Raw genomic sequence first — 14,095 nt, forward strand, 5'->3', positions numbered from 1 at the left:
ATACAGGGTGAACGGGGGAAGGAATATGGTAAATACATCAGCTAGTTGGTCGCCAGCTATTTCCTCTGGCTGATGATTACACTGGTTCTGCTTAGAAGCTATCGTTACAAATGTAATACACTCTGCCTTGTATTCGCCTTTTGGTGTACTCTGTTACGCAGGTTCATGACTGAGGTCTTTATTGGATCGGTCGATCAGATAAATCAAAACGGAAAGCGCGCGGCTTTTCAGACTGCTGGCATATGCCTGTTTTTTTAGTTCAGCGTGCTTGGTTATCGTCAAAATACTCCTTACGCCGGGGCATTACCATAGGAGGTTTTTTTACTTGAAGCTAAAGCTCTTTAAGCTTACCGGCATAGCCGGTAGTTTATTGTTCTGCCTTCACTTTGTTCAGTTAGAACCGCTGCTAAAGCTACAACGGAAAAAGGAATAAGCGAAGTGCCGATGCACCTCGCTTATTCCTTTTGGTTTCTTGCTCTTTACTTCTCCGGCACCCGCAGTACATCACCGGGGTGAATGATAGAGAACTGGCTTTTATTGTTCAGCCTCTCTAGTTCATCCATAGTGCAGTTTAGCTTGCGGGCGATGCTCCAGAAGCTGTCGCCCTTTTGTATGGTGTAGGCGGTATATCGGAGGTTCTTGGGTACATCCGATGTCACACCATACTGGTCAAAGGTATAGGCCGAGCCATCAATCTCCTTTTTCCCGGTGACGGCCTTGCCGTTTTCGTAGTACATCCATTTGCCGGAATCGTTCATTGTCCAGCCCTGCATGGTATCGCTGGAAATCGCCAGCTCCACGAAGCGGCGCAGCACTGCCGAAACCTCGGCGCGGGTAGCTGTACCCTGCGGGTCGAACAAATTGCTATTCTTGCCGCTGATCACACCTGCCATCTGCATCTGCTTTACTGCCTCCTTGGCGTAGGTATTGATTTTGGTGCTGTCGGCAAAGGTATTTTCCACATGAACCTTCGGTAATGTAAATCCGATGACCTTGGCATAGTTCTGCATAATGACCGCCATCTGCTCACGGGTGATGGACTGGTCCGGGGCAAACCTTCCATTGCCAACCCCGTTTACAATGTTGTTTTTGCTTGCCCACTCAATGTAGCCCATATAGTAGGCGTCGCCTTTCACATCGGTGAAGCTGCTTTTTGTGTAGCCGCTCACATCGGCGTTTGCAAGCCGTCCGAGGGCCGTGACGAACATTCCTCTTGTCATGGCGGTGTTCGGACTGAAGGTGGTGGTGGAAGTGCCGCTGAACAATCCGCGGCTTGCCACAAACTCGATATCTTCCTTTGCCCAATGGCCTGCAATGTCCGTAAATGTAGTATTGGTCTGTTTATAGCCGATGCCGTAGGTGGAAAAATGATCGGTGCTGAAGCGCAGTACCTGTTCCACACTGTCATAGACCGAGTTTACGACCCAGTGTACCTTGCCCTTGGCGTCCACATAGACCGCCTGCACATTTCCAGCCTTTTCATTTGCACCGAGGGTGTACGGGATGGTGACCAATACGTTGCCTGCGCCAAAGCTCTGCACCTGTTTGCCGCTGCCGTAGTTCACCTTGAAGTCGAATACCGGGCGGCTGCCAATGGCTTTTTTCGCATCTCCAGTCAGCTTGCCGCTATCCATGCGGATGGCGGTGATATTCACATCAGACTTTGCTTGCTTGTTTATTTCCTGCACAGCCGCCAAATCTATACCGATTCTGATGTCGGGATTGTCTACCACAATGATGATGTTCACGATTTTTTTCGCAATGATGGTGTTCTGCACGGCCTTTGGCAGATTGACCGTAACATTGGAGCCGGTCTTGCTGCCAGTATCCACACGGAGAACCACCGTGATTCCATTTTGCTCGTTGCCGTTTTTCTTGGCCTCCGCCAGTGCCTTGTCAAAAGCATCCGTCACAATTTTGTTAGTGATGTTTACTGTGATGTTGCCCTTGCCGTCTCCTGTGCCGGTAACCTTGATTTCCCCTTGTGTAGGAGAATTGGGCTTGTCGGCTGCTGGAGGAGTGATGATGATGGGGCTGCTGTCTGAGGAGTTTCCGCCACCAGATGGCCTATTTCTAATTGTCAGTGTCCCTGTGATATAAGTGATGGTGCTATTGTAGTTACTGCTATCGGGCGCAACCGCATCGGTGGCGATTATCGTGTAGGTTCCGGTCTTGCTCATATCCGGAGTTGTGGTATAGGCAAGCGTCGGGGTAGTATTTAGTGTTTCACCACTTGCAAGCCCGGTCACGGTGTAATCCGATTCGCCAAGTGCAGGGGCTGTACCACCCACATAGGCGATCTTGTCTTTTGCAGTTATGGTAACTGTTGCAGGACTGATGATGAACGGAATTTCAATCTCGCCCATAAAATCCGCATTGCTGTCTGGAATTTTAACGGTCAGAGTATAGTTCCCGGCATCTTTGGGCGCAGAACCGCTCGACCAAACATATTGATAGGTGCCAATGTACCCCTGCCCATTGGCGGGTGTACCGGTATAGGCGATTGCTGTGCCGTCATAGACCTTATTCGCCACCATCACGCCGGTGATGGTCACGGGCGTTTTATTAACCAGTGTCACCACCACGTCAACAACGACATCTTTGTAGTTCTGCATGGTGGCAGTCACCGGAATGATGGCGGTTTGCCCTATGTCACCGGCATTCGTGGAGAATTTGATGCCAGTGGCAGTACCCTGCACTGTGCCGCTGATGATGGCAGTGTCACCTGTCACCGTCCCGGCGGTAAAGGTCGTTGTTCCACGGTCGTCGGGTAAACCGGTGATGTTTACGGTCGCATTGGTGTGCGCCGCGCTGTAAAGCAGGCTCTTGTTGACAGGGTCCACCGATGAAAAGTCAGCTTTTCCGATGGTCATGCCTGAAATGGACAGCACATCACTCAACAGGGAGTAGTTCTTCGCTGTGGCGCTGTTTGCAAGCGTAACTGTAGCGGTTACAGTCTTGTTGTCGCCTGCGTCGGCGCTGTTATACCGCGCACCTGTGACGGTGTAATCTACGCTGATCGCCAGCGTTTCGGTGGGCTGTAAACCGTCAAAGCTCACGTTGGCAACCTCCGCGGTGATGGTACTGTCGTAGAATTTAGGATTGATCGATGCACTCACAATCGTTAGAGGCGCCTTGCCGATGGTATAAGTCGCCGTTTTTATACCTTTGAAGCTGCCGATGCCGGTCAGGGTCAGCGTCACCTCTCCGGCGTTTATCCCTGCGCTAGCGCCGCCGCCGTCCGTGCTGGTGATTGAAACGGTATAATCCGTGTTCTTCGTCAGCGTTTCGCCGTCAAAGGTGACGGTCAGGGTTGGGATTTGCTCACTGCCGTTATAGGTGAGGGGGGCGCTCGTGCCCACCGTGGCGTACTGAATGTCCCGCGCGCTCATGTACAGCCCGCCGTCGCCGTTTTGCCCCGCAAGCCCTTTTAGAGTGGGCAGCTTGCCGTCTTCGAATGTCCAAACATTGCTGTCCCACGCGGCAGTATTCCAATTGCTCGCAGTCGTCCAAAAGCTGCCGCCAAATAGTGTATCTGAGGTTACGTCCATGCCGTCTTTTGCATTTAGACCCTCATTTGCCCATGTGCCGGGTATGCGGCTGAAGGCGTAGTTGTTATATAAGAAATAGGGGGCGAAGCAATTTCCCACCACGCGCCCGCTATAACTTGAACTACTGACCGAGGGGTTCAGTGCGGCGCAGTTTTGCAGCGTGCCTTCGAGAAGAGTCCCCATTACGCCGCCAATAGAGTCAGCATTTTTTGTAGAGCTGACGTTGCTGGTGCTGTAGCAGTTTTGCACCGTGCCAGAAACAATTCCCACCACGCCGCCAATATAGTTGTAATGTTCCACAGAGCTGACGCTGACGCTGCCGGTGCTGTAGCAGTTTTGCATTGTGCCGCCCTTCCTAACAACGCTCGCCACGCCGCCGACGGCGGCGGCCGGATTGGTTGCGGAAACATTGCCGCTAACATAGCAGCTTTGCATCGTGCCATAAATCCATCCCGCCATGCCGCCGATGTTGCTTACGCCGCTGACACTGCCGCTGACATAGCAGTTTTGCACCGTGCCGTAAATCAGCCCCGCCAAACCGCCGCCGCTGAAGATACCGGAGATATTTACGTTTGCCACGCCGAGATTTTTCACACTGCCAATATTGATACAGCCAAACAGGCCCTGATAATGGGCGCTGCGCTTGATGTAAAGCCCTGTGATTTGGTGGTCTCCGCCGTTGAGGACTCCATTAAATGGTTTGGTATCCGTACCGATGGGAATCCACCCCTTGCCGCCATCGTAGCCTGCGCCATAGTCGGAAAGGTCGAGGTTATTCACAAGCTTATAATACCTTCCTGCATCCGCATAAGGCGAGATTCCCGCATTCACAAGCTCCGCCAGCTTGGCAAGGTCCGCGGCGGTTTTGATGAGGTAGGGATCGCCCTCGCTGGTGCCCGCGCCCTCAAAGGGGCTTGCGCCCGCCGGGCGCAGATGAGCGGGCATGGAAGCGTCCTGCCCCGCCATGCCCTTGAGTATGGGCAGCTTGCCGGGTTCTTTATCCCATATGCTGGTATCCCAATCGGCTGTGAAGTCGGTTGCAATCGTCCAAAAGCCCGCCGCGTTGATTTCGTCGGCTGTTTTGGATGCGCCGTTTGTATTTATCAGCGTGCCATCGGATACCGTGCTTCCATTGACCGTCATGCCGTCAAAGGCGATATTGCCCGAAGGAGTGCTGCCACTATTGCTCCCAACCACACGTCCGACATTGCTTGAACCGCTGCCCGAGGGATTCAGCGCGGCGCAGTCTTTGAGTGTACTGGAAGTGGTAATGGAACCCGCCACGCCGCCAATATCGTTGTTACCGCTCACATTGCCTGTGCTATAGCAGTTTTTCACCGTGCTGTTGACAAGATACCCCGCTACGCCGCCACCGCTGTAGGCAGAGGCGCTGACAGTGGCGGTACTGTAGCAGTGCTGCACCGTGCCGCTACCGACGACCGCGCCCGCTACGCCGCCGATGTTGTTTGTGCCGCTGATGCTGCCGATGCTGTAGCAGTTTTCCACCGTGCCAGAGTTGACGCGCCCTGCCACACCGCCGACATCATAGCTGGTTGAAGCGGTGCCTCTGATGCTGCCGGTGCTGTAGCAGTTTTGCACCGTACTGCCAAAAACATAGCCTGCCACGCCGCCAACATACTTTTTCGCCAGGACATCCGCATTTTCGACGCCGAGATTTTTCACCACCGCGCGGACGCTGCCGACGTTACTGAGATGCCCAAACAGGCCTTGATACTCACCGCCGACGCGGTTGATAGTCAGGTTGCTTATCGTGTGTCCGCCGCCGTCGAAGATACCCTTAAATGCTTGCGCATATGCAGATTTGCCGATAGGCGTCCAGCCCTCCCCGGCGGCATAGCCGGAAAGGTCGAGGTCGTTCATCAGCTTATAGTGTGCGGTGGTATAGCTTGCGTTCCCCGCGTTTACAAGCTCCGCGAGCTTGGCGAGGTCGGCGGGTGTGTAAATCTGAAAAGGATTCCCGCTTGTGCCCGCGCCGCGGAAGTTTGGGTCGCTGCCGTCCACGATATGCCCCGGCATATCCACCGCCGCGCCGAAGCCGGGCAGCTTGCCTTTTTCGTATGTCCATGCCGGGTCATCGCCAAACAGCGCTTCAAAGAAGCCTGCGGATCCGATGTCGGCGGCGGTCAGGGCTGTGCCGTCGTTATGGGTAGTGCCGACGCTGGTGCACGTCATGCCGGTATAGGCATAGTTGTTTGTGAGCGTGCCGCTGAAAACACTTCCGGCCACGCGTCCCGCATTGCTTGTGCCGGAGACCGAGGGGTTCAGCGCGGCGCAGTTTTGCACCGTGCCGTCGGAAACACTTCCCGCCACGCCGCCGGCAGTGCCGTAGTTGATGGTGACACTGACCTTGCAGGTTGAGTAGCAGTTCTCCATCCGGCCTCCGAAAACAAGCCCCGTCACGCCGCCGACAGTCACGTAATCGACGGTGACGCTGCCCGTGCTGTAACAGTTTCTCATCACACCGGAAACAACGCTCGCCACGCCGCCGGCAGGGGAGCTGCCCTCCACGCTCCCGGAAAAATAGCAGGTTTCCATCGTGTCCCGAACCCATCCCGCCACGCCTCCGATATTGGCGCCGCCTCTGAGACTACCGCTGACATAGCAGTTTTCCACCGCACCTTCAGCCACTGCCGCCACACCGCCAACGCCAACGCCGCCTGAGATATTGACGTTTGTCACGCCGAGGTCTTTCACTGTGCCACCGCTTTCCACCCAGCCGAATAGACCCTGATAAACGGCGCTGCGGTTGATATACAGCCCGGTGATTTGATGGCCGCCGCCATCGAAGGTTCCTTTGAAATGATTCGTGGCCGTGCCGATTGGCACCCAACCCTCGCCGGTGGAGTAGGCCGAGAGGTCGATGTCGTTCGTCATTTTAAGGCTAACCTTTGCGCCTGCATCGTTGAACAGGAAAAGTTCGAGCCCGCTAGAGCGGGAGTTCACCAACGCGGCGATTTCGGCAAGCTGCGCCGCCGTGGTGATTTCAAGCGGGCTGTCCGTTGTGCCGCCACCCGCCATGCGGGACATTCTTCCGCCGACCGTCTGCGGAATATACACTGTGATATGCGGCAGCTCCACGCCGTCCGCAAGGCCATACCCTTTGCCCAAAACGGCAGTGAACACATATATACCACGAACAGGGTATTCCTCATCAAATTCCTGCTCCGTCTCCCATTTCACAGAAATTTGTGCCGCTTTGCCATCCACCGTGCCGTCCAGCGTTTTCGGGAATTCCGGCTCGGTGGTGTTCTGCCAGCGGATTTCATCGGGCAAATCGTCAAAGGCCGTAACTGTGTCGGTAATTGCCGCTGTGCCTACCGTCACCGTGATAGTCGGTGCTTTCACGCCGCTTGCAGTGGTAATACCCTCCGGCAGCTCAGGCGTGAATATGTATTCGCCCGCTGTTTCGCTGTCGTACTCCGGGGACGAAGTCCATGTGACAGGCATGGGAGCAGTGAGTATACCTGTACTGCCCACAGGTTTCTCTACAGGCTCGGCTTCCATGTTGCCCCCGGTCTCCTCCGCATCGGAAGGGGAGGCGATTTCAGCTTCCTCGCCGCTTTCGGAATCCTCCATATTGTCAATGCCAATCGCTGACCCGCTTACCGTATCGGCGCTACCTGAATCCGAATCAGCATCACCGGAATCCAGAACCGGTTCTTCCCCCGAAGCCGCAAGCCGTACCGTTGCCGTCAGGGTATTTGGCAGTTCCAAATCCGCCTGTGATGTACCAATCGGCACATTCTGAACCGCAATGTCCGATTCCAGCGCCTCAAAAGCGGTTACCTCACCGCTTGCGCCAATGGGAAATGCGCCTGTTTCAGCCAGCGCCGAGACAGGCGACATACCCATAACCATGATGACGGACAACACCATAGCCGTGAGCCTTTGAATTGGTTTCCTTTTACTCATACCGTTTCCTCCACTTCGCATCCTAAAATTCCTATTGAATCTTCAAATGATCCCATACACTTTTGTCAGGAAAAATACGAAAAATTGTAACCATTTTAGATAGACCGCTTGAATTAAAGGCTGTCAGGTGCTATACTAAAATTAAAAATAACCCAAATTAGTGAACTTAGTCACTTACTTGTTTTATTATACTTTACTTTTTGAGAAAATTCAATAGAGGAGAGAAAATATGAGAGAGAAAAAGCCTGACAAAAGAAAGGTGCAGGGAGCGGAAACGAAAAAGAAGCTGTATGAGATTGCGGAAAGGTTATTTACAGAACGCAATTTCTCCGATGTGAACGTAGAGGACATCACCGATGAAGCGGGTATCACCAAGGGCGCCTTTTATGTACACTTCGAGTCCAAGGATGCGCTGATTGCTATTTTGGTTGCAGACCATGCCGCGAAGACTGATGCGGATTACAAAACTTTTTTGGAATCACTGCCCGATGATATGCCAGCTTCATTGGTGCTGTTTGCTTTAGCAGAAAGAATTGCAGATACGCTTGCCAACACGTTCGGCTGCAAAAATATGACTAAGATTTATCAGATGCTACTCTCTGGAACAGCAGGTACAGAAGCGGTAAAGGGGTACGGCCGGGAGCTTTATGCATTGGTTTACAGCATTTTAGAAAAAGGCCTTCGTAGCGGGGAATTTACATCTTCCTTGCCGCTGGAAACGCTTTCCCGGCATTTTGTAATGGCGATACGGGGTGTTAGCTATGAATGGTGTGTCCGCTATCCCCACTTTGATTTGAAAGAGCAAGCAATAGAGCATACCCGGCTGCTAATAGAGGGAATGAAAGCCTCTTGCTCATAATTGAATCCCCCATTTAACTTCCTTTTCGCTATTTCGATTAGTTCACTTGAATAGTTCAAGGGGGCACCAAAATGGACTCCGCCCCCGTCCACCGTAAAAAGGGAGGGTGAATAGGTAGCGATAAAATAGGAAAATCATATTTATCAAACATTCTTTGAAGTTTCATATACTTTGACAGAGTACCAGTTTGAACGGGGGTGCAAAAAACAGACCGCATTGGTCTGTCATAACAATCGGAGCGCCCTATCTCATCTTCTTGCACTATTTCAGATGGGCTTGGGTTCTGCTCTGTTTTTGCCTTTTCAGAGAGCATATCGAATGTGATATGTTTTACAACGTAGCCTTTTGCCTGTTTTTCTTCGTCAGGTGTATTTATATCATCTCCGTGTTCTTTACCAGAGGTATTATCATTATCAGGTGCCGGGGACTGCTCCACAAAAAGCAAAGTATACAGGTTAGCACTTTGCCCACGGTTTCTTTCGCGGAAACGTGCTTCCTTTTGAATGTAGCCTGCGTCAGCCAGCTCCTTTAAGGCACGCTTTACCGTAGATACAGATATATGAAGCTGCTCGGCCATTGTAGGAATAGCCGGAAAACAGGTCAGGTCTTTATTGGATCGGTCGATCAGGTAAATCAATACAGAAAGCGCACGGCTTTTCAAATCGCTGGCATACGCTTGTTGTTTCAGCTCCGCTTGCTTGGTCATCATCAAAATCCTCCTTACGCCGGGGCGTTATGCCCCGGCGATATATTTTGTCATCATCGTTTTGTACTGTTTGGAATTGCTCATACCGTCCGTAGGTTCAGGCTGGTATTCCAAAAACAGCACCTTATGAAAATTGCTTTGCAGAATTGCCGCATAGTCACTCCTGACGGCTTCATGGGTAAAGGGGCAGAGTACATAGGCATCTACGGTATCCAATCGTTTCAAAAGCCGCATAGAATTGGGCAGTTCATAAGGCTTTGTGCCGCATACGATAAGCAGCAGACCCGCATCATTCGCCTTTTCATTTGGATTTGGCTGACAGCCAAAATCATGGACGATAAAGTTCACAGGCTCTGCCGCTGGTTCCATACCGTACCGGACTCCATCCAGCCGCCAGTCCTCGCCAGCCGGTTCCATTTCGTAGGCGGCCGCCATGGCGGTTAAAATACCGCTTTCATTTTCCTCCACATAGCAGACAGAAGCCCCCACCGCTGCCAGCCACGCACAAAGACCGATTGCTGTTGTGGTTGCTCCCATCCTCGGCTGTGAGGAAAGCACGGCGATATGGACATTCTCACAGTCAAAGCGATAGGTTTTCCTGCCTCCTGTTTTTTTTGTTCTCTCCTTGGCAGCGTAACGCACCATGCCCTGTTTACTCAGGCACTCTAAAATCTCAAGCTGGATTTCCGCAATATCAGTGGAGCAGACGATATTGCCCACACCGCTTTCCAATAAAGAACGAAACAGAGGGTTATCCTGTAAAAGCCCCTCACAAATTACACTGATACGGGGGTTATACATGGTCAGAAATTCCTCTATGGCCTCGGCAAATTCTTCATCGCTGTCCCCAAAGGCAACACGATCCAGAACAACTTCGGTGACATGGGAAAAGTTTCGCATATCATAGACGATAAATTGTTTCAGAACAAAATTGCCCACCATTTTTTTTATGGGCATTTCACTGTCGGCATTATACAAGCCGGTAAAATCCAGCAGATTGGTGTGCTGCGTAGATGAAAGATATAAAATCATGTTTAGCCTCCTTGTCAGTTTCCAATCGCCCAAAATGGGCCTCCTGCGGCGGCGCCTTTCCGAGCCTCGTTTAATATCAGTGACAGATCCCACTCCTGTTGGCTGCGTTTGTGGCTGGCAGGGTCAGCCACAAGGATTTTCCCCTCACTGGTAACACCCCGGAGGACGATAAAGTGTCCGCTGTTCGTAAAATACCCCTTGCTCATAATGGCAACCACCAGCTTGCCGGATGAGAGGGTATCTACAATATCCTGTGCGGACAAATTCCCTTTGCTGGATAGACCATATCCCTCGGCGGCGGCTGGTATCAGGCTGTGATAGGAGCCGTTACCTTCGCAGCGGTGTCCGTTTGTCACGGACCAGTTTGCCAGTTCCACGGGATCATGGGGTTCTCCTGTCAAGGTGGATATGATAATCGACATAGCTGTTGGACCGCAGCCGCCCTCCCCGATGGTGCCGGATGTTCCATACATGGTGCTCGACCAGCGTTCATCAAGCTGGTTGTAATAAACCACCTCCATGCCGCCGTCTGCAAACACAATTCCTTCGTAGGACTGCCCGATGCCATCCATATAATCCTGTTCGTGAATACCCAACGTCTGATTGTAGCCATACTCCTTTTGAAAATCCTCCACCACCGACAATTCATCACCGATCAGCCACTGCGCCAATACGGAAAATGGACTGGTAATTAGGTAGAGGATTAAGGCAATGAGCATTAAAAAGGTAACTGTCGGGGCCAAAATAATGATGAGCAGGCGCTTCCGTGCCTGCTCATCAGTTGCGACCTGAGCCGCTATCTGTGTCAATATTTTTACGGTCAATGGGTCTACTGCCATCAGCGCCCACCCGCCTTACCCATATACATCATCTTGTAATCCGGAATCTCAAAGTTGATGTGCAGGCGTTTCGCTCCCACCATAAATAGAGCGTGTCCACGCTTCCGAGCCAATAACAGCTCCTGTTCGGCTTCGGTGAGGTCGTATAGCTTGGCCGTTTCTTTTAGATTGGGGCCGTCTGTTCCCATCAGGAGCTTGTAGCAAGGAATATCAAGGAGCGCCTGCCCATACTGCCTGATGCTCTCAGAGAGGAAGTCAATAACACTGTGGGAGATAATAGCCAAGGCTGCTTCATACTTTCTGGCACGCTTCATGGCGTTTCGGAGATACACAAGGGATTGCGGCACTTTTTGGTCGATCATCAAATAAGCCTCATCGCAAATTAAAAGCACCCGTTCATCCCGGTTCCGGCTCATCTGCTCCCAGCAGTAGGTCAAGAGGTTAAAATACTGTGTTCGCTTGATGTTATCGCTGGTTCCTTGGAGGGCATTAGTGTCCAGACAAACGAACCGGCTTTCACTTTTTATGGTAGTGTGTCCGTTCCAAATAAAGCTGTCTGAGCCTTCGGCAATGTCATAAAGCAGCAAGGAAAGGTCAGCATAAGCCTGCCTGTCCTGTTCGGTATCCGCTTTTTCTTTTACCAGCTTATACAGATCGGAAAAGATGGGAAAGTCCTCTGGCGAAAGTGCCGCCACATCGGTGTCCCATGTGATATTGAAATTGCGGTACAACTCCACAAGGCTCTTTTTGAGAACCGCCTTTTGCATATCGGTCAGTGACGGAATGTAAAGGCTGAAGAAAATTTCAAGATTCTTCATGTGGAGAGCCAGGTCATTCATACCATAACCTTCATCACGATACAGTCGGTCGGCCTCATTTTCCTGCTCATCATCACGGGGGGACGGACGGACCTGAAGGGGATTAAAACGGCCACCAGCGCCGCCCACAGCATTGACCCAATCACCGCCGCAGCCAAGATTATAACAGAGGTCTTTATATTCGCTTTCAGGGTCTATTACAATAATTTTTGTACCTTTCATGTATTCCGACATGATAATATGCTTGATGGCGGTGCTTTTGCCTACCCCGGAATTGCCCATAATGACAAAATTGCTGTTTGTCCTATCGCTGCCGCGCCGCCAGATGTCCACTATAACAAGGCTGCCGCTGGCGTCCAGTGCAAGATAGTAACCCTCTCCATCATTGAAACCGGAGCTGGCAAAGGGAAAGCCGCCTACGAAGGTGGAAAGCGGTACGATTTTTTGCAGGATACTTTCAATCTTTCCATTGGTGGGAAAAGACGGAGAAATGTGCTGGAAGCACTCTTTTTGCAGATTGGGAATGACCCGCATTTTGCATTTGAGAACACTGATGATACTCTCCGCACGGCGGCATACCTTTTTGAATGTACGCTCGTCCTTAGAAATCGGCATGACGGATACACTCATCAGCCCCACGGTTTCCCCCTCACGGTCGATCTGCATGATGATTTTTTCGCCGTCCTCGGCGGCTTTTTCGGCACGCTGACGAGATAGTGGGTCTTTGGCTCCTTCCGCAAGTCCTCTCTGCTGGACCACACTTCGGGAGATGGCATTGATGAGGGTGGCATTGTCCACCGGCTTAAAGCCAATGGATGCAATGGTTGAGGGGATATTGGTTATTTTAGAAAGCCACTCCGTTTCCACCTTTTGCGGATAACGGATCAGGCCGTAAATCTTACCGAGGTTTTCCCCCACGGAAAGGCTGTTCTTGGTAAATTCCAGCCCCATGGGGGTAATCACGTTGAGCAGGGCGGCATTTATAATATCCCGTTCCTGTACTGCTTGTTTTTTAGGCATAAATGTCCTCCTTTAGCATGGGGATGCTGGCCTCAAAGTCCGTATCCTCCAAATGGGTATAGGAGGGGTTGTTGACAAGGTTCAAAAGCCGCACGATTTCCTTTTCCGTCAGTATGTCGCAGCCGACTCCATTGGTGGTAAACTTCTCCGCCAGCAGGGATGCCCGTTTGAGCAAATCCTTTTCCACGCCATCCTCATAGCGATCCCACAGGGAAATATAAAACTGGCGTTCTACAATTTCGCCGGACAGGGCAAAACTGCTCATCTGCAAAATTTCCTGCCGTAAAAGCTCTTTCCGCTTATCATCAGCGGTTTTTAACATTCCCTGCATATCGGAAATCAAAGGTGAAATATCTACAGGGCGGCTTACCGCCATAAATTTGAACGGGTACTGAATGTCCGATAGCTCGGCGGTGATCTGCTTGATTAGATTGTTTTTTTCGGCTTTGCTGTATAAATCAATGCTGATTGCATGGACACGCAGATAAACCAATACCAAGCCATCCTTGGTGTATAGGTATTTGTCTTTTACATCCCGCACGTTGATAAACTGCTGTGCGGTCTGAATAGCGATTGCTGTTTCGTCTGACACCGGCCGTTTCTTCGCCGTTTTTAAGAACAAAAGCAAAAGACCGCCACCCACAAGGGTGACGGTCAGCATAATAATCGGGAATAAAAGTCCCTCCATTTATCGTTCCTCCATTTCTTCGGCGGCTTCCTCGTCAAAAGCCTCCTGATCGAGCAGCCGCCGGTAGCGTTCTCTATCCTGCTGTGCCTGCGGTGAATTTAGGTATTCCGTCAGCCTCATATCTCCACGGGCAGACTCCAGCTTTTCCTCAAGGCCGGTACTGCGCTGATAGATGGTAAGCATCCTGCCAAAATCCTCGATTCCTCGTTCTTCCGCATGGGCAAGGAGCTTTCGCACGTTATCCAGCCCCACATCAAGGTCGATGGAAAAACTGCCCATGGTGTGATACCATGGGCAGTTTGGATTGTATTCCATCATAAAGCAATTCTGATCGAGGTCGAATACCATACGCATTTCAAGTTCGCTGCGCTCCGCATAAGACTTATTGTATTCGGATATTTCTGTGGGAGCAATCCTTTGGCAGAACATATCCGCATCACCCAGCCGGGGATTCTGATATTGTCCAGCATAGTCCAAATGTTCAAAAACCCGGTGTATGGGCTGTGGCGGAAAAAATGTCTTTTGAAGCTCCTGCGCCTGAAGCATACGCAATAGCGGGGATAAGGCATTAGCCCCATAGTGAGCCGAAAAGTAGTTATTCTCACCATTTTCTCGAATGATGTAAATTGCTCGGTTTCCCATAGGCACC

General features: G+C 51.4%; 8 protein-coding genes. 1 reads left to right on the top strand and 7 read right to left on the bottom strand.

The window, feature by feature from the left end:
* Window positions 1–479: 479 nt before the first annotated feature.
* Window positions 480–7,484 (bottom strand): S-layer homology domain-containing protein, encoded by a 7,005-nt coding sequence (locus CLOSA_RS17725; RefSeq protein ID WP_013274114.1) that lies wholly within the window; start codon window positions 7,482–7,484, stop codon window positions 480–482.
* Window positions 7,485–7,713: 229 nt separating this feature from the next.
* Here CLOSA_RS17725 and CLOSA_RS17730 point away from each other — a divergent pair, with 229 nt between their 5' ends.
* A complete protein-coding gene (locus CLOSA_RS17730; protein ID WP_013274115.1) occupies window positions 7,714–8,343 on the top strand; it encodes a TetR/AcrR family transcriptional regulator in 630 nt (209 codons plus the stop codon).
* Between the two features lie 55 nt (window positions 8,344–8,398).
* Here CLOSA_RS17730 and CLOSA_RS23285 read toward each other — a convergent pair whose 3' ends face one another.
* From CLOSA_RS23285 to CLOSA_RS17760, 6 genes are read right to left on the bottom strand one after another with little or no spacing between them, the layout of a single operon-like run.
* Window positions 8,399–9,052, bottom strand: coding sequence for a helix-turn-helix domain-containing protein (locus CLOSA_RS23285; RefSeq protein WP_242647757.1), 654 nt, complete (start codon window positions 9,050–9,052; stop codon window positions 8,399–8,401).
* A gap of 24 nt (window positions 9,053–9,076) precedes the next feature.
* A complete protein-coding gene (locus CLOSA_RS17740; RefSeq protein WP_013274117.1) occupies window positions 9,077–10,081 on the bottom strand; it encodes a hypothetical protein in 1,005 nt (334 codons plus the stop codon).
* Window positions 10,082–10,095: 14 nt separating this feature from the next.
* Complete coding sequence (locus tag CLOSA_RS17745) at window positions 10,096–10,920, bottom strand: C39 family peptidase (protein ID WP_013274118.1); 825 nt, start codon at window positions 10,918–10,920, stop codon at window positions 10,096–10,098.
* Window positions 10,920–12,758, bottom strand: a complete 1,839-nt coding sequence (locus CLOSA_RS17750) for a VirB4 family type IV secretion system protein (protein WP_013274119.1) — start codon at window positions 12,756–12,758, stop codon at window positions 10,920–10,922. The genes CLOSA_RS17745 and CLOSA_RS17750 overlap by 1 nt, the downstream gene beginning before the upstream one ends.
* On the bottom strand, window positions 12,751–13,446 hold the full coding sequence (locus CLOSA_RS17755) for a hypothetical protein (protein WP_013274120.1): 696 nt from the start codon (window positions 13,444–13,446) through the stop codon (window positions 12,751–12,753). Before CLOSA_RS17755 ends, CLOSA_RS17750 begins: the two co-directional genes overlap by 8 nt.
* Complete coding sequence (locus CLOSA_RS17760) at window positions 13,447–14,088, bottom strand: hypothetical protein (RefSeq protein ID WP_013274121.1); 642 nt, start codon at window positions 14,086–14,088, stop codon at window positions 13,447–13,449.
* Between the last annotated feature and the right edge of the window lie 7 nt (window positions 14,089–14,095).

The organism is [Clostridium] saccharolyticum WM1, from assembly GCF_000144625.1.
GTDB lineage: Bacteria > Bacillota > Clostridia > Lachnospirales > Lachnospiraceae > Lacrimispora > Lacrimispora saccharolytica.

What these genes read in the sequence shown, in the direction of transcription:
- CLOSA_RS17725 (WP_013274114.1), bottom strand. Translation starts at nt 7,484, where the DNA reads ATGAGTAAAAGGAAACCAATTCAAAGGCTCACGGCTATGGTGTTGTCC.
- CLOSA_RS17730 (WP_013274115.1), top strand. Translation starts at nt 7,714, where the DNA reads ATGAGAGAGAAAAAGCCTGACAAAAGAAAGGTGCAGGGAGCGGAAACG.
- CLOSA_RS23285 (WP_242647757.1), bottom strand. Translation starts at nt 9,052, where the DNA reads ATGATGACCAAGCAAGCGGAGCTGAAACAACAAGCGTATGCCAGCGAT.
- CLOSA_RS17740 (WP_013274117.1), bottom strand. Translation starts at nt 10,081, where the DNA reads ATGATTTTATATCTTTCATCTACGCAGCACACCAATCTGCTGGATTTT.
- CLOSA_RS17745 (WP_013274118.1), bottom strand. Translation starts at nt 10,920, where the DNA reads ATGGCAGTAGACCCATTGACCGTAAAAATATTGACACAGATAGCGGCT.
- CLOSA_RS17750 (WP_013274119.1), bottom strand. Translation starts at nt 12,758, where the DNA reads ATGCCTAAAAAACAAGCAGTACAGGAACGGGATATTATAAATGCCGCC.
- CLOSA_RS17755 (WP_013274120.1), bottom strand. Translation starts at nt 13,446, where the DNA reads ATGGAGGGACTTTTATTCCCGATTATTATGCTGACCGTCACCCTTGTG.
- CLOSA_RS17760 (WP_013274121.1), bottom strand. Translation starts at nt 14,088, where the DNA reads ATGGGAAACCGAGCAATTTACATCATTCGAGAAAATGGTGAGAATAAC.